The organism is Salinilacustrithrix flava (genome assembly GCF_041228405.1).
GTDB classification, from domain to species: Bacteria; Actinomycetota; Acidimicrobiia; order Acidimicrobiales; family Salinilacustritrichaceae; genus Salinilacustrithrix; species Salinilacustrithrix flava.
On record NZ_CP133888.1, the window covers coordinates 1,762,780 to 1,777,520 of the forward strand.

The window sequence follows — 14,741 nt, forward strand, 5'->3', positions numbered from 1 at the left end:
GGATCGACACCCGGCTCGGGGCCGGCCCCCTACGGTGGCGCCATGCGCACCGCCGTCACCGAACGCCTCGGCATCGAGTTCCCGATCCTGGCCTTCAGCCACTGCCGCGACGTCGTCGCCGCCGTCACCAACTCCGGGGGCATGGGCGTCCTCGGCGCGGTCGCCCACAGCCCGAAGCAGCTCGAGATCGACCTCGACTGGATCGCCGCGGAGACCAAGGGCAAGCCCTTCGGCGTCGACCTGCTGATCCCCCAGAAGTTCGTGGGCGCCGACGACGGCGGCCTCGAGGTCGGGAGCCTGCGGGACCTCATCCCCGCCGAGCACCGCGAGTGGCTCGACGGCCTCCTCGCCCAGAACGGCATCCCGCCGCTGCCCGAAGACGACGCCGAGGCGGTCCGCAGCTACGGCGGCATGCGCGTCGATCCGAAGTCGATGGCGCCCCTCGTGGACATCTCCTTCGCAAAGGGCGTGTCGCTCATGGCCTCGGCGCTCGGGCCGCCCCCGCCCTGGCTCATCGAGCGGGCCAAGGCCGAGGGCGAGGTCCCCGTGGCCGCCCTCGCCGGGTCCCTCGAGCACGCCATCCGCCACGACCAGGCCGGCGCCGACCTGATCATCGCCCAGGGCACCGAAGCAGGTGGGCACACCGGCGAGGTCGCCACCATGGTCCTGGTCCCCGAGGTCGTCGACGCCGTCCAAGCGCCCGTGCTGGCCGCCGGCGGCATCGGGCGGGGCCGCCAGATCGCCGCGTCGCTCGCCCTCGGCGCCGAGGGCGTGTGGTGCGGATCGGTGTGGCTCACCACCCAGGAGGCCGAGACCTCCGACGTCATCAAGGACAAGTTCCTCGCTGCCCCGTCCTCGGGCACCGTCCGGTCCCGCTCGCTCACCGGCAAGCCGGCCCGCATGATCCGCACCGACTGGACCGACGCGTGGGAGTCGGAGCCCTCGCCGGGGCCCCTCGGCATGCCGCTGCAGTCGCTGCTGGTGGCCGAGGCCCAGAGCCGCATCGCCCGGGTCGCGGCGAAGGACGAGGGCGCTCGTCGCCTGTCCACCTACTTCGTCGGCCAGATCGTGGGCTCCATGAACACGGTCCAGCCCGCCGCCCGCGTCGTGCTCGACATGGTCGAGGAGTTCATCGACGCCGTCGAGCGCCTCGACGGTCTGCTCCAGGACTGAGCAGGGCACAGAGGACCGATGCCGAGCGAGCTGCTGCGCACCGACCAGGTCACCATCGGCGGTGTGCCGACCCGGGCCGTCCGAGCGCCTGGCGATCCCGACAAGGTCCGCTACCTGTTCCTGCACGGGTTCTCCGACAGCGCCGACTGCTGGCAGCGGGTCCAGAAGCGCCTCGCTGCTGCCGGTCACGGCTCGCTGGCGGTGGACCAGCCCTCCCACGGCCACGCCGACCACCTCCGGCCCGACCTGTCCCTCATCGAGCAGTTCCTCGCCTTCGCCGCCGCCGCAGCGCGAGCCACCGACGACGGCCGCCCGATCGTCGTCGTGGGCAACTCGCTCGGCGGCGCCCACGCCCTGCTCCTCGGCCAGCACCACCCCGAGCTGGTGCACGGCGTGGCGGCCATCTCCCCGGCGGCCTTCGACCACCCGGGCTGGTTCCGGATCCTGGAGTCACGCTTCAACGTGGCCCCCGACGGCGTGGTCCCCGCCGTGGTGCGCCGCGCCCTGGCCGGGCCGGCCATGCGCGCCGTCGGCTTCGGCATGCCGCACCGCGTGCCGTCCGGCTTCGTCCGGACCTGGGCGAAGTCGTGGCACGACCCGGCCCGGCGACGTGCCCTGCACGACCTGGCCACCCGCGTGCCGGCCGAGTACTTCCACGCGGACCCGGTGGACCTGTGCGCCATCGACGTCCCCGTCCTGGCCCTCTGGGGCACGCGCGACCGGCTCACGCTGATCAGCAGCCGCGAGCGGTTCGAGCAGGACTGCGCCGACCTCGAGTTCGTGGCCCTGCCCGGGGTCGGGCACATGGCCCAGGTCGAGGTCCCCGGCCGAACCACCAAGCACCTCCTGGCCTTCGCCGAGCGCGTCGATGCCTCGGCTCCCGGTGCGCGCACCCCCGAGCCCGAGCTGGCCAGCGCCTGATCCTCGCCGTCTGGCTCCGGCCGGAGCGCATCTGCTGGACTGACAACCGCCGTTGCCAGCCTGCACGTCGAGGGGAAGTCGATGACCGTCACCACCACTGCGCCCGGTGCGCTGAGCCAGGACGAGGCCGCCGCCTTCCGCCAGCGCTGCATCGAGTTCCTCGATGAGCACGCCACCGGCATCCACCTCGACGGCGACCCCGATCCCCGGGCCGAGAAGCGCCTCCGCGCCGCGCAGGCCTTCCAGCAGGCCCTGGCCGATGCCGGCCTCGCCGGCATCACGTACCCCGCCGAGTACGGCGGCGCCGGGCTCACCAAGGAGCACGACAAGATCTGGCGCGAGTGCTACGCGCAGTACCCGTTCATGACCAGCGAGCTCACGATCAGCCACGGCATGTGCCTGCCGATGCTGGCCGAGTACGGCACCGAGGAGCAGAAGCAGCGCTACCTGGCCGACAACATCGCAGCCCGCACCGTCTGGTGCCAGATGTTCTCCGAGCCCGGCGCCGGCTCCGACGTCGCCAGCCTCCAGAGCCGGGCCGTCCTCGACGGTGAGGAGTGGATCCTCAACGGCCAGAAGGTCTGGACCACCCTCGCCCACCTGTGCGACTTCGGGATCGTCATCGCCCGCACCGATCCGGACCAGCCCAAGCACGCCGGCATCTCGATGTTCATCGTCGACATGCGCGCCCCGGGCGTCGAGATCCGCCCCATCCACCAGGTCGACGGCGGCCTGCACTTCAACGAGATCTTCTTCACCGACGTCCGCATCCCGGCCGAGAACCTGGTCGGCGATCTCAACAACGGCTGGCGCCTGGCCACGGCGATGCTCATGTACGAGCGCGTGGCCATCGGCGGCGGCGGCACCGACGGCGTCACCCACGCCAACGCCGACGCCCTCATCCTCGAGGCGGAGAAGCGGGGCGTGCTCGGCGACCCGGCCCTGCGCAACGACCTCATGGACCTGTACATCCAGGAGTCGGTGAAGTCCATGAACAGCCTGCGGACCCGGGCCGAGCTGAAGGCGGGCAAGACGCCCGGTCCGGCCGGCTCGCTCGGCAAGCTCCAGGGCACGCTCGTCAGCTACCTCGCGCGCGACCTGTCGATGCGCGTCGTGGGCGCCGACAGCATCGCCTGGGACGAGGAGGGTGGCCACAGGTGGTCGACCCAGGCCATCCGCTCCATGGGCAGCGGCATCGCCGGCGGCACCAACGAGATCCAGAAGAACATCATCGGCGACCGCGTCCTCGGCCTGCCCCGCGAGCCGAGCGTCGACAAGGACGTCCCGTTCAAGGACCTCCGCGTCGGCACCCAGCGCGACTGATCACTCGAGGCCGGCGCCCTTCCGGAACTGCTCGGTCGTGTTGATGTGCGGGAAGGGCTCGGCGGGGACGGGCAGGTCGAGCGCGGCGCAGATCGGCTCCCACCCGTCGCCCGTCTTCCAGACGAGCAGCCGATCGGCCGGGGCGCTGGTCCGCACGTCGGCGTTCCACGCCTCCACCGCGGCCATGAGGGCGTCCCGGGCGAGGAAGTCGGGGGTGAAGTCCTCGAACATGGCGACGGCCATGTCCCACCAGTCGTCGACGCCGGGGGTGGGCCACTCGTCCCGGGGCTTCTTGAACGTCTCGAGGATGGTCTGGTCGGCGGAGCGGAACCACTCGTCGGCCGGGCGCTCGGAGTGCAGGACCAGCGCATCCGGGTAGGCCTCGGCCAGCTCCTTCCAGCACGCGGCCGACGGCCAGTCCACCGTGGCGGCGAAGCCGTCGAAGAGGTCGTCCCAGTCGGTGCGCTCCCCCTGGATCGCCGCGGTCCAGCGGGCCGGGTGCTCGGGCCGGGGGAAGCACTCCATCATGTGGTAGCAGGGCTCGCCGAGCAGCAGCTCGAGCGCGTCCTTGAGCGACCTCGTCCCGGTGCGGCCGAGACCGCTTCCCACCACCCGCAGCGCCATGGCGCCCAGTTTGGCCTAGAGCGTCGGTGCCTGGTTGGCGAACGCGAGCTCCCGGTCCTGCTCGCGCTGGTCGTCGTCGAGGGGACGGGTGCCGCGCACCTCGTAGGTGGCGCGGTACTCGGGGAGCACCTCGCCGTGCTCGTCGACCATCCACCGCATCGCCATGCGGCGCGGGACGCGCACCACGTCGACCTCGACGTAGGTGCCGAAGACGTGGTCCCAGAACGGGGTCGTGACCCCGTGGTTCTTCAACGGCGCGTGGAAGTGGTGGGTGAAGTGGTGCTTGCGCACCATGTGCTCGTAGCGGTTGGCGTACGGGCGGCGGTGCGCCCGCCAGTGGACGAGGTCGTAGAAGCCGTAGGCCACCAGGTAGCCGATCCCGACGCCCCAGCCGAGGTCGGCGGTGCCGGCCAGGCGGCCGAGGAACGGGATGAGGCCGAGGGACACGAGCAGCACGCCGGTCCAGGAGAGGTACCAGCTCTCGAGCACGGTGTCCTCGGAGCCGTGGTGGCGGAGGTGCTCCCGGGAGCCGTAGTTGCTGCCCCGGGCCTCGTGGAACGCGAAGCGGTGCAGCACGTACTCCATGAAGCTCCACAGCACGATCCCGGCCGGCAGGCCGAGGGCGAGGAGGACGGGGGAGTCGGGGGAGGGCATCAGGGATCGGTCCCTTCGGGGATGGGGCGGGCGAGGGGGGCGGCAGCTTCGAGGCCGTCCACGACGTGGTGGGCGGTGTCGAGGGGTCCGGGCGCCGCACCCCAGCCGCGCAGCAGCGCGTCGAGGACGTGGCGTCCGGTGGCGGTCGGGTCGAGGAGGTCGTCGTCCCAGCGCTGCACCACCCGCAGCTGCACGCAGCCGGTGAGGGCGGCGGCGAGGGCGATGGTGCGGCGATCGGCGGGCTCTGTGTCCCCGAGCGCACCGGTCCGGGCGGCTGCGGCCAGGCGGGCCTCGGCCAGGCCGAGCAGGCGCATGGCGGCCGGCACGACGCGGCCGGCCTCCTCCGGCGGGACGGACTCGGTGACGTCGGAGAGCAGCAGGAGCAGCAGCTGCATCTCCTCGGGGTACGCCTGTGCCGCGGTGAGCCAGAACCGGCCGAAGGCCACGACCGGGGCCAGGCGGGCCGCATCGTCGTCGGCGCCGTCGAGGGCGCGGTCGACGTCGGCGCCGAGCAGCGCGGCCGACGTGGCCAGGCGCTCGATGGCCTCCCGCTGCACCTCGGCCACCAGCGCGCCCTTGGACGGGAAGTACGTGTAGACGCTGCCGACGGCGGCGCCGACCTCCTGGGCCAGGCGCTGCATGGTGAGGGCGTCGAGGCCCTCGGCGAACACGAGGGACAGCGCGGCCCGCAGGTAGGCGCGGTGCCGGGCCAGCCGGTTGCGCTCGCGCGCGCCGACCGGCGCCGCCGGCGCGGCGTGGGGGTCGGGGACGGCCGAGAGCTGAACCACGTTCAGAGTCTGAACGACGTTCAGTCTCGGCGTCAACCCCGAGACGGGCCGGCGTGGAGCCGGGTACCGTGTGGCGGCGTGGACTTCGACGACGTGATCCGCATCGGGACCGAGCTGCCCGACGTGGAGGTGTTGACGTCGTACGGCACGCCCGCCCTCAAGGTGCGCGGCAAGGCGTTCTGCCGCCTCTGGGGCGACGACGAGCGCGAGCGCAAGGGCCCCGACGTCGACGGCGAGGTCCTGGTCGTGTTCGTGGACGCGGCCGAGAAGCGGGCCTGGATCCAGACCTCCGACGGCGCCCTGTTCGACCAGGCCCACCACCACGGCCACGGCGCCATGCTGGTGAAGCTGGACGAGGTCGACGAGGACCTGCTCCTCGACGTGCTCGAGCAGAGCTACCGGCTCAAGGCCCCTCGGACGCTGCTGCGCCGGTTGGACGAGCTCGCGGGCCGGTAGGCGCACGCGCGGCGGTCGGCGACGGTGTCCGCTCGCCGGCCGAGCGGAACCAGCGGTGCAGCAGGAGCGCGAGCACGCCGAGGTGCACGGCGGCCGTGGGCACCCACATGATCGCCCCGGCCACCTGCTGGTCGGCGAGCGGGTCGATGCCCCAGCCCTCGGCGCCCTCGGCGTGGGACCCGTACCAGGGTCGGGTCGAGAGGGCGAGGAGGGCACCGAGGGCGCTGCCGTGCAGGGCGCTGAGCCCCAGCGACGCAGCGGACCACAGCATCTGGCGTCGGCGGGCCGCGCCGAGCACGGCAGACCAGAGCAGGGTTGCGCCGCCGAGCAGGGTGGCGTGCTCGAGCCCGTGGACGAGATCGGAGCGCAGCGCGGCCTCGTACAGGGCAGGGACGTGCCACACGGAGAGCACGCCGAGACCGACCGATGTCGCCGCGAGGGGCCACCAGGGGATGCGCGCCACCAAGCGGGCCGCCGGTACCAGCACCTGATCGGCCCTGCGCAACGGCAGCACGCGCCGGATCGTGGCCACGGGTGCGGCGAGCACCAGCAGGGGCGCAGCCACCGCCGTGAGAAGGAGGTGCTGGACCATGTGGGCGGAGAACACCGTGCTGGCGGCCGCGTCGAGCGGCGAGGCGAGCGAAACCAGCAGCACCAGCACGGCGACGGCACCGAAGCCGGCGCGCCGGCGGACGAGCGCGGCGAGCGGTGCCCGGCTGCCGGCAGCCCGCGCACCCGCGGCGTACGCGAGCACGAGGGCGCCCACGGCCAGGAGCGCCAGCGGGTCGCCGCCCCAGGACGTCCGCAGCTCGTCCCGGGCCACGGCGCCGTGGGCGAGCACCGCAGCGGCGCCGACCGCGTTCATCGCAGGGACAGGAGGTAGGCGGCGATGTCCCGGGCGTCGGCATCGGTGACCCCGAGATCGGGCATCGCGGTGCCGGGCTCGACCGAGTCGGGATCCCGGATCCAGCGGACGAGGTTCTCGAGGTCGTTGGCCAGCGTGCCGGCGATGAAGGTCCGGTGACCCCAGCCCTCGAGCGGGGGGGCCACCAGCGAGTCGGCGCGCCGGATGCCGGGGATGCGGTGGCACGCCCCGCAGCCGTAGGCCTCGATCGCGTCGGCCCCGGCGGCCGGATCGCCCACGTCGGCCCCCGGGGGTCTGGGGGTGGGATCGTCCCGGCACCCTGCGACGAGGAGGATCGCCGCAGCGACGGCGGGACCGATGGCACGGCGCCTCAGTGGCACGGGTGCACCACCAGCGCCGATGCCCCGACGAGCAGCGTGGTCAGCGCGAACAACCCGGCGAGCACCACGCCGGCCATGCCGAGGAACCGGACCACGGTCGGTCCGTCGTGCGATCGCGGGTCCCACAACGCCCAAGATCGCCGGCCGGCGCCGCTGATGCCGGCGAGGGCGACGGCGGTGACCACGACGAACGCCCAGCCGTGGCGCCACTCGCAGGAAGGCGGCACGAGCAGGTAGCTGGCGTTGAGGTGGCCGAACCACAGCGCGGGCCCGACGCTCGCGAGGAGCAGGGCACGCACCGCCTCGGGCGGGGAGTGCGGCCGGCTGCCGGCGAACGCCGTGCGGGTGCGCGCCTCGGTGCCGGCCACGTCAGCCCCCGCTCCCGAGCAGCTGAGGCCAGCCGTAGACGACGCCGGCCACGGCGGCCCACGAGAGCGCGATGACCGTCCACCACGTCGCCGAGATCGCCGCGGCCGCCGACACCCACGGGTGGTCCCCGAGGCGGGCCGCCTGGTAGGCGGCGAACGCGTTGATGCCCACGCCGGCCAGTGCGATGACACCGACGAAGGCGTGGAGCACGAGCAGGCTCGCGTCGTGGGCGCGTTCGGTGCCGGACAGCCCGAGATCGGCGAGCATCGACGCGCCACCGGCGAGCGCCAGCACCCCGACCCCGGCCCCGAGGCCCAGCAGGCCCGCACCCGGCAGGCGATCGGCGCCGCGGTGGCGAGGCCGACCCGCTCGCACGGACGCGGCCGCAGCCAGGCAGATGATGCCGACCAGGACGGCGGGGCGCAGGGCGGGCAGCGGCGGTGTCCCTTCCGGCGGCCACGTCTCCACGCTGACCGCGAGGTAGAGGTGGGCGTAGCAGAAGTAGGCGAGGAGTACGGCGAGCACGGCGGCACCCGCCGCGGCACCCCACACGCCGGTGGAGCGCCGACCATCGAGGACGTCGCCGAGCTCGTGGCGCCGCATGCCCACCGTTCCGGCCTCCGGGCGCACCCAACCGACGATGGCGGCAAGGGTCCCGGATGCGCCGACGACCACGAGCGGGACGTTGTCGACCAGCACGCCCACCATCGCGACGGCCATGGCGAGCGCGGTCACGAGGGGCCAGTACGACGGCCCGGGAAGGAGCGCAACGCCGCGGAAGCGGCCGTCGACGGCGGTGGTGATCGGCTGCTCGCGGACCCCGGCCGGCGGGTCGGCCAGCCGGGCCAGCACGGCCTCGGCCGTCGGGTCGGCGCCCGCCGGCGCCGGGTTCCACAGCGGTTGGGCCGATGTCACCACGGGGGGGACGGCGAAGTTGTAGGGCGGCGGCGGCGACGACGTCGCCCACTCGAGGGTGTCGCCGCCCCACGGGTCGTCGACCGCCTCCGGCCCGGACCGTGCCGTGCGCACGAGGTTGGTGACGAAGACGAGCACCCCGGCGGCGAAGGCGAACGCTCCCAGCGTGGACAGCAGGTTCAGCGCACCCCACCCGTACTCGTCGGGGTAGGTGTAGAAGCGCCGGGGCATGCCCCGGAGGCCGAGGATGTGCTGGGGGAAGAACGCCACGTTGAAGCCGACGAACATCGTCCAGAACGCGACCTTGCCCAGGGACTCGCTCGGCTGGCGTCCCACCAGCTTCGGCCACCAGTGGTGCAGGCCGGCGAACAGGGGGAAGACCACGCCTCCGATGAGCACGTAGTGGAAGTGGGCGACCACGAAGTACGAATCGTGGACCTGGGCGTCGAAGGGGAAGGCGGCGACCATCACGCCGGTGATGCCACCGAGGGTGAAGATGACGATGAAGCCGGCGATGAACAGCAGCGGCGTCTCCCAGCGGGGGCGTCCGAACCGGAGGGTGGCGAGCCACGCGAAGACCTGCACGCCGCTCGGGATGGCGATGAGCGCGCTCGACACGGCGAAGAACGCGAGGACCAGGGGTGGCAGGCCCGTGGTGAACATGTGGTGCACCCAGAGACCGAAGCTGAGGACGGCGATGGCGACCTGGGAGATCACGATGGCGGCGTACCCGATGATCGGCCGCCGGGAGAACACCGGGACGATCGCCGAGATCACGCCGGTCGCCGGCAGGAGCATGATGTAGACCTCGGGGTGCCCGAAGATCCAGAACAGGTGCTGCCACAGCAAGGGGTTCCCGCCCCCGTCCGGGTCGTAGAACGGCGCTCCGGTCTTGCGCTCCACCTCGAGCAGCAGCGAGGCGACCACCACGGCCGGGAACGCGAACAGGATCATCGCCGACATCACCAGCTGGCTCCAGGCGAACAGCGGCATGCGGTGCAGGGCCATGCCGGGTGCGCGGTGCCGCAGGATCACGATGACCAGCTCCAGCGCGCCGAGGATCCCCGAGATCTCGACCAACGTGACCCCGAGGAGCCAGAAGTCCAGGTTGCTGCCGGGTGAGTACTCGGGCCCGGCGAGCGGCGTGTAGGCGAACCAGCCCCCGTCCGGCACCGAACCGGTGACGAAGCTCCAGTAGAGGATGAACCCACCGAACACGTACAGCCAGTAGCCGAACGCGTTGAGCCTCGGGAACGGCAGGTCTCGGGCCCCGACCATCAGCGGGACCAGGTACATGCCGAGGCCCTCGAGGATCGGCACGGCGAAGAGGAACATCATCGTCGTGCCGTGCATCGTGAACAGGGCGTTGTACGCGTCGGGGCTGAGCACGTCCTGCTCGGGGCCGCCCAGCTGCCAGCGCATGAACATCGACTGGAGCCCGCCCACGAGCAGGAACCCGAGGGCGGTGAAGACGAACCGCCGGCCGATCTGCTTGTGGTTCACCGCCATCAGCCACCCGGGAAGCCCGGGAGGCGCCTGCCACGCGCTCGTGAGGCGCTCGGCCGGCTGCGCCCTGCCGGTGTCGACGTCGGCGGCGGTCACTCGAGGGACTCCAGGTACGCGACGAGCGCCCGGTGCTGCTCGGCGTCGAGGACGGTGGGCGGCATCCGGTTTCCGGGCTTGATCCGCTGTGGGTCGGCGATCCAGCCGCCGAGGTTGCCCCGGTTGTTGGGGATGGTGTTCGCACCAAGGGTCAAGCGGCTGGCGATGTGGGTGAGGTCGGGGCCGACATCGCCGACGGCGCTGGTGCCGCGCACGGTGTGGCAGCTCGCGCAGCCGAGGGTCGCGAAGGCCTCGGCCCCGTCGCGTTCGGCGCTGGTGCTCGGCGTCCCGGCCTCGGCTGCCTCGCGCTCCGACCACGCCTCGAACTCCTCGGCGTCGTGGGCCACCACGAGCAGCTTCATGTGGGCGTGCTGGATGCCGCAGAACTCCGCGCACAGCCCCTCGTAGCGACCGGGCTCGTCGGCGTCGATCACGATGTGGGTGTCCTCACCCGGGATCAGGTCGACCTTGCCGTGCAGGTTCGGCACCCAGAAGGAGTGGATGACGTCCTCGCTGGTCATGGAGATCCGCACCTCCCGGTCGACGGGGATGTGGATCTCGTTCGCCGTCACCGCCCCGGTGTCGGGGTACCGCACCTCCCACCAGAACTGGTGGCCGACCAGCTCGACGTGGAGCACGTCCTCGCCGCCGCGCGACCACAGCCGGTCGCCGATGACGAGCGTCAGCAGGGACAGGGGGAGGACGACCACCACGGGGAGGAGGACGCCGCCGAGCAGCATCCAGCGGTGACCGGCCCGCTCCGACGCGTCGTCGGCGGTCAGGGGTGCCGAGGACCTGTCGCCGGCAGGCGCACGTCGCCGACTGCGCCAGAGGACCACGAGCACGAGCGCGAAGACCGCCGTCCCGAGGCCGAGCATGATCCACCACAGGACGGCGATCTCCCGGGCTCCCCGTCCGGCCGGGTCCAGCGCGCTCGGGTCTCCGCCGCAGGCGGCGAGGACGGCGCCCGCCGCGAGCAGGGCTGCGCCGCGCCGGGGGCTCACGGCGCCGACCGCCGCTGGAGGGCGTGGCAGACCTGCCACGTGACGGCCGCGACGACGGCCGGGAGCGTCAGCAGCGCCACCCGGTAGCCCCACGTGACGGAGCCCACCCCCGTGTCGAGCAGCATGGCCTGCGTGTCGTGGCTGGCGGCGGCGACGAGGAGCCCGAGCAGCGAGATCCCGGCGGCGCCGATGGCAGTGCGCACGGGCCGGTCCCGGGGCCGGTCGAGCAGGTGGTGGTGGTCCCGGTCGCCCGTCACCCGCTCCTCGAGGAACGGCCACGCGAGCAGCAGGGCGAACCAGGCCAGCGGGAAGGCGACGCCGGCGACGAAGGGCGAGGGGACCTCCCGGCCGAAGACCTCGAAGCCGACGGGGGGGAAGATGCGGAGCGCACCCTCGACCCACTGGAGGTACCAGTCCGGCTGGGCGGGGACGGTGGCCGCCGCCGGGTCGAAGGGCCCGTAGAGCCACACCGGGTTGACCTGCACGAGTGCGCCGAGGAGCGTCAGCACCCCGGCGACGACGAGGAGCAGCGCCGTCGTCTTCACGAGGTAGGCGGGCCACATCCGGTCGCCCACGACGTTGCCCTCGCGCCGCTCGCCCCCGGGGAACTGCGTGTGGGTCCGGGAGAACACCTGGAAGAGGTGGAACCCCAGGAGGCCGGCGATCGCCACGGGGATCACGAGCACGTGCGCCCAGTACAGCTGGGAGATCATCTCCTCCGCCGGGAACTCACCGGCGAACACGAGGTACGCGAGGTCGGGGCCGATGACCGGCACCGACTGGGCGAAGGTGTAGGCGATCCGGACCCCGGTGCCGGACAGGAGGTCGTCGGGGAGCGACAGCCCCATGAAGCCGTTCGCCAGGGCGAGCATCAGCAGCGAGACGCCGACGCACCAGTTGAGGCGCCGCGGCCGCCGGAACGCGCCCGTGAAGAAGATCCGGGCGGCGTGCACGGCGATGGCGGCGGTGAACACGAGCGCAGCCCAGTGGTGGACCTGGCGGGCCAGCAACCCGCCCCGCACCTCGAAGGAGAGCTCGAGCGTCGACGCGTAGGCCGGGCTCATCTCGATGCCACGGAGCTGCTCGTAGGCGCCGTCGTACACCACCTCCCCGGGCCCGCGGTCGAAGTGCAACGTGAGGAACAGCCCGGTGCCGACCAGCACGAGGAAGCTGTAGAGGGCGATCTCGCCGAGCAGGAACGACCAGTGGTCGGGGAAGACCTTGCGGAGCACCCCGGCGACCTTGCGCTCCGCCCGGGTCCGGAGGTCGGTGCCGCTCACCGCGGCCGCCCCCACCAGCCGGGACCGACCGGGCCGGTGAAGCCACCCCCGGCCCGGAGCGTGCCGTCGTCGTCGATCACGAGAGGCAGCTGTGGCAGCGGCCGATCAGCGGGGCCCTGCACGGGCCGGGCACCATCGAGCACGTCGAAGACCGCTTGGTGGCACGGGCACACGAGCACGTCGGGGTCCTGCTGGAACAGGCCGACCGGGCACCCCATGTGCGTGCACAGCTTGGAGTAGGCGACGTGGCCGTCGGGCGCCAGCTCCTCGAAGCGCGGACGGTTCCCGAGGCGGCGGGTGTCGACGCGCAGCAGCACGGCCTGGGAGTCGGCCGCGCCGATGGCGTGGTCGGGGAAGACGGTGAGGAACGAGCCCGGCGCGAGGTCGCCGGCCTGCACCGGTCGGCCGTCGTCGGTGACGACTGCGTCGCCGCGCCGCCACGACGTCTCCCGGAGCTCCCGGCGGGCATCGGTGCGACCCCGAAGGAGCGCGCCACCGCCGACGGCGCCGAGGACCGCGACCGCCGAGCCGCCGACCACCAGACGTCGCCGCGTCTGCGGTCGCGTCTCCGGATCGCAGCCCTGGCACGCGGGTGAGCCAGGGGCGTGCCGCTCCTCCTCGTCGTCGGGTGGACCGAGCAGGTGCTTGGCGACCGTCGCGAAGGCCGCCCCCAGCGCCAGCGCCCCGATGCCGAGGGCCGCGCCGGCCGGACCGTGGTCGTCGCGGGTGAAGAGCAAGGTGACGCCGGTGACGAGCGCTCCTGCGCCGCCCGCCAGCAGCACCGCCAGACGGGCGACCGCCCACGGTCGCAGAGGGAGCACGTCGGTGGGCTTCACGCCCCGTCTTCCGATCTCGGTGGCCGGCGGGCGATCCAGCCGGCCAGCACGAGCAGGACCGGCAGGGCGACCCCGAGCGCGATCAGCGCCTCGTCGGGTCGCCCGGTCCGGAAGATCGGCCACCCACCACGGTCCACCGGCGACTGCAACCGCTGCACGTAGGCGACGATCGCACCCAGCTCCTCGTCGGTGAAGCCGTCGGGCCCGAAGGCGGGCATCGCGCCCGGCCCGCTCACGACGGCGGCGGCCACGACGGAGGGCTCGGCGTCGAACAGCGGTGGTGATCGGCGGTCGTACGCGAGGGCGGCGCCGACGGCGGTGGCGCCGTGGCACGCGCCGCAGTGCAGCCGGTACAGCCGGCCGCCCTCGGCCGCATCGGCGTCCCGCCAACCGACGTCGGGCAGGGTCGGCCCGTCCCCGAAGCCGGCGACGTGGGCGGTGATGGCGGCGATGTCCTCGTCCGAGTACTGCGTCGGCCCGCGCTGCGGCACCGCGTCCGGGTCGTCGAGGGGCATGCGTCCGGTCACGAGCGCGTAGTGGGTGGTGGCCTCACCGGCGTCGGTGATCGGCACGCCACGAGGCGAACCCTGGCCTTCGGCACCGTGGCAGAACACGCAGTCGCGGCCGTAGAGGGCGGCTCCCCGTTCCCCGGGGGCGGCGGTCGGCTCGGCGTCACCCCGAGCGGAGGCGCTGGGGGCGCGCAGACCGGCGATGGCGAACCCGACGGCGACGGCGCCGACCGCGACGAGCCTCGTCCACGTCCTCGCCTGGCTCGCTTCCACCTGCATCGCATCACCCGCTGGTCGGCCGGTGGTGGTCGACCGTACCCCGGAGCCCGTTGGCGCAGACCGGGCCGGTGACCGATCAGGCGGTTTCCTTCCAGCGGTTGAAGTAGGTGATCTCGCCCGCGGGACGGCGGCTCGCCGGTGTGAACCCGCTGCCCTTGTAGTAGCCCACCGGCAGCAGGGCGACCTGCGTGACGGTCTCGGGGATGCCGAGCATCTCGGCCACCTCCTGCTCGTGGAAGAGGTGGAAGGTCGTCCACGCCGACCCGAGCCCCCGGGCGCGGGCAGCGAGCTGGAAGCTCCACACCCCCGGCGCCACCGAGCCGTGGTAGCCGGCGATCTCGGCGTTGCTCGCCCCCTCGGGCAAGCGGTCGAGGCGCAGGGCGATGACCATGGCGGGCACCTCGGCGATGTGGTCGACCAGGTAGGTGGCCGAGTCCAGGACCCGCTGCTGGCCCTCGTCGACCTCGCCGGCGGCGTTGGCGGCCAGGTACGGCCGGCCCACCTGCTGGTAGAGCGGCGCGATCTGCGCCTTGAGCTCGGGGTCGTCGACCACCAGCCACCGGTTGCGCTCGAGGTTGCCGCCCATCGGGGCGTGCTGGGCGATGTCGATGCACTCGAGCAGCAGCTCCCGGGGGACGGGTCGCTCCAGGTCCATGCGCTTGCGGACCTGCTTGGTGGTGGTGAGGAGGCGGTCGACCTGGTCGAGGTCGAAGCGGTCAGCGTCGGAGGTCATGGCGCCAGCCTGACCGACCGCAGGCCCTGA

Annotated in this window: 16 protein-coding genes; 4 read left to right on the top strand and 12 right to left on the bottom strand. The window is 73.0% G+C overall.

Annotated elements, in window-relative coordinates; genetic code table 11:
* The first annotated feature begins 42 nt into the window (after positions 1–42).
* The 3 genes from RGQ06_RS08780 (at position 43) to RGQ06_RS08790 (ending at position 3,417) form a co-directional block, all read left to right on the top strand.
* On the top strand, positions 43–1,173 hold the full coding sequence (locus tag RGQ06_RS08780; protein WP_432426945.1) for an NAD(P)H-dependent flavin oxidoreductase: 1,131 nt from the start codon (positions 43–45) through the stop codon (positions 1,171–1,173).
* An 18-nt stretch (positions 1,174–1,191) separates the two neighbouring features.
* Positions 1,192–2,094 (top strand): alpha/beta fold hydrolase, encoded by a 903-nt coding sequence (locus RGQ06_RS08785; RefSeq protein WP_432426944.1) that lies wholly within the window; start codon positions 1,192–1,194, stop codon positions 2,092–2,094.
* An 81-nt stretch (positions 2,095–2,175) separates the two neighbouring features.
* A complete protein-coding gene (locus tag RGQ06_RS08790) occupies positions 2,176–3,417 on the top strand; it encodes an acyl-CoA dehydrogenase family protein (RefSeq protein ID WP_432426943.1) in 1,242 nt (413 codons plus the stop codon).
* Here the strand turns inward: RGQ06_RS08790 and RGQ06_RS08795 are convergent, their stop codons facing one another.
* The 3 genes from RGQ06_RS08795 to RGQ06_RS08805 are packed head-to-tail and all read right to left on the bottom strand — an operon-like array spanning position 3,418 to position 5,483.
* Positions 3,418–4,041, bottom strand: a complete 624-nt coding sequence (locus RGQ06_RS08795) for a sulfotransferase family protein (protein WP_432426942.1) — start codon at positions 4,039–4,041, stop codon at positions 3,418–3,420. It lies immediately after the preceding gene.
* A 15-nt stretch (positions 4,042–4,056) separates the two neighbouring features.
* Positions 4,057–4,695 carry a sterol desaturase family protein gene (locus RGQ06_RS08800; RefSeq protein WP_432426941.1) on the bottom strand — a complete coding sequence of 213 codons (639 nt, stop codon included), beginning with the start codon at positions 4,693–4,695 and terminating at the stop codon, positions 4,057–4,059.
* A complete protein-coding gene (locus RGQ06_RS08805; protein ID WP_432426940.1) occupies positions 4,695–5,483 on the bottom strand; it encodes a helix-turn-helix domain-containing protein in 789 nt (262 codons plus the stop codon). Before RGQ06_RS08805 ends, RGQ06_RS08800 begins: the two co-directional genes overlap by 1 nt.
* A 78-nt stretch (positions 5,484–5,561) precedes the next feature.
* Here RGQ06_RS08805 and RGQ06_RS08810 point away from each other — a divergent pair, with 78 nt between their 5' ends.
* Positions 5,562–5,939, top strand: a complete 378-nt coding sequence (locus RGQ06_RS08810; protein WP_432426939.1) for an MmcQ/YjbR family DNA-binding protein — start codon at positions 5,562–5,564, stop codon at positions 5,937–5,939.
* Here RGQ06_RS08810 and RGQ06_RS08815 read toward each other — a convergent pair.
* From RGQ06_RS08815 to RGQ06_RS08855, 9 genes are all read right to left on the bottom strand, one after another.
* Entirely contained in the window at positions 5,887–6,804 is a 918-nt protein-coding gene (locus RGQ06_RS08815; protein WP_432426938.1) for a cytochrome c oxidase assembly protein, read from the bottom strand. The two genes, RGQ06_RS08810 and RGQ06_RS08815, sit on opposite strands and share 53 nt — an antisense overlap.
* Positions 6,801–7,184, bottom strand: coding sequence for a c-type cytochrome (locus RGQ06_RS08820; protein ID WP_432426937.1), 384 nt, complete (start codon positions 7,182–7,184; stop codon positions 6,801–6,803). Before RGQ06_RS08820 ends, RGQ06_RS08815 begins: the two co-directional genes overlap by 4 nt.
* Positions 7,175–7,552, bottom strand: coding sequence for a hypothetical protein (locus RGQ06_RS08825; RefSeq protein ID WP_432426936.1), 378 nt, complete (start codon positions 7,550–7,552; stop codon positions 7,175–7,177). Before RGQ06_RS08825 ends, RGQ06_RS08820 begins: the two co-directional genes overlap by 10 nt.
* A 1-nt stretch (position 7,553) precedes the next feature.
* On the bottom strand, positions 7,554–10,070 hold the full coding sequence (gene ctaD / locus RGQ06_RS08830) for a cytochrome c oxidase subunit I (protein ID WP_432426935.1): 2,517 nt from the start codon (positions 10,068–10,070) through the stop codon (positions 7,554–7,556).
* A complete protein-coding gene (gene coxB, locus RGQ06_RS08835) occupies positions 10,067–11,074 on the bottom strand; it encodes a cytochrome c oxidase subunit II (RefSeq protein WP_432426934.1) in 1,008 nt (335 codons plus the stop codon). Before coxB ends, ctaD begins: the two co-directional genes overlap by 4 nt.
* Positions 11,071–12,354: a cytochrome bc1 complex cytochrome b subunit gene (gene qcrB / locus RGQ06_RS08840; RefSeq protein ID WP_432426933.1), complete on the bottom strand. Its 1,284-nt coding sequence runs from the start codon at positions 12,352–12,354 to the stop codon at positions 11,071–11,073. The genes coxB and qcrB overlap by 4 nt, the downstream gene beginning before the upstream one ends.
* A complete protein-coding gene (locus tag RGQ06_RS08845) occupies positions 12,351–13,190 on the bottom strand; it encodes a ubiquinol-cytochrome c reductase iron-sulfur subunit (RefSeq protein WP_432426932.1) in 840 nt (279 codons plus the stop codon). Before RGQ06_RS08845 ends, qcrB begins: the two co-directional genes overlap by 4 nt.
* Positions 13,187–13,978 (bottom strand): c-type cytochrome, encoded by a 792-nt coding sequence (locus RGQ06_RS08850; protein WP_432426931.1) that lies wholly within the window; start codon positions 13,976–13,978, stop codon positions 13,187–13,189. Before RGQ06_RS08850 ends, RGQ06_RS08845 begins: the two co-directional genes overlap by 4 nt.
* A 76-nt stretch (positions 13,979–14,054) precedes the next feature.
* A complete protein-coding gene (locus tag RGQ06_RS08855) occupies positions 14,055–14,711 on the bottom strand; it encodes a nitroreductase family protein (protein WP_432426930.1) in 657 nt (218 codons plus the stop codon).
* Positions 14,712–14,741 lie beyond the last annotated feature (30 nt).

Coding starts and splice junctions, on each gene's coding strand:
- RGQ06_RS08780 (WP_432426945.1), top strand. CDS start 43: ATGCGCACCGCCGTCACCGAACGCCTCGGCATCGAGTTCCCGATCCTG.
- RGQ06_RS08785 (WP_432426944.1), top strand. CDS start 1,192: ATGCCGAGCGAGCTGCTGCGCACCGACCAGGTCACCATCGGCGGTGTG.
- RGQ06_RS08790 (WP_432426943.1), top strand. CDS start 2,176: ATGACCGTCACCACCACTGCGCCCGGTGCGCTGAGCCAGGACGAGGCC.
- RGQ06_RS08795 (WP_432426942.1), bottom strand. CDS start 4,041: ATGGCGCTGCGGGTGGTGGGAAGCGGTCTCGGCCGCACCGGGACGAGG.
- RGQ06_RS08800 (WP_432426941.1), bottom strand. CDS start 4,695: ATGCCCTCCCCCGACTCCCCCGTCCTCCTCGCCCTCGGCCTGCCGGCC.
- RGQ06_RS08815 (WP_432426938.1), bottom strand. CDS start 6,804: ATGAACGCGGTCGGCGCCGCTGCGGTGCTCGCCCACGGCGCCGTGGCC.
- RGQ06_RS08850 (WP_432426931.1), bottom strand. CDS start 13,978: ATGCAGGTGGAAGCGAGCCAGGCGAGGACGTGGACGAGGCTCGTCGCG.
- RGQ06_RS08855 (WP_432426930.1), bottom strand. CDS start 14,711: ATGACCTCCGACGCTGACCGCTTCGACCTCGACCAGGTCGACCGCCTC.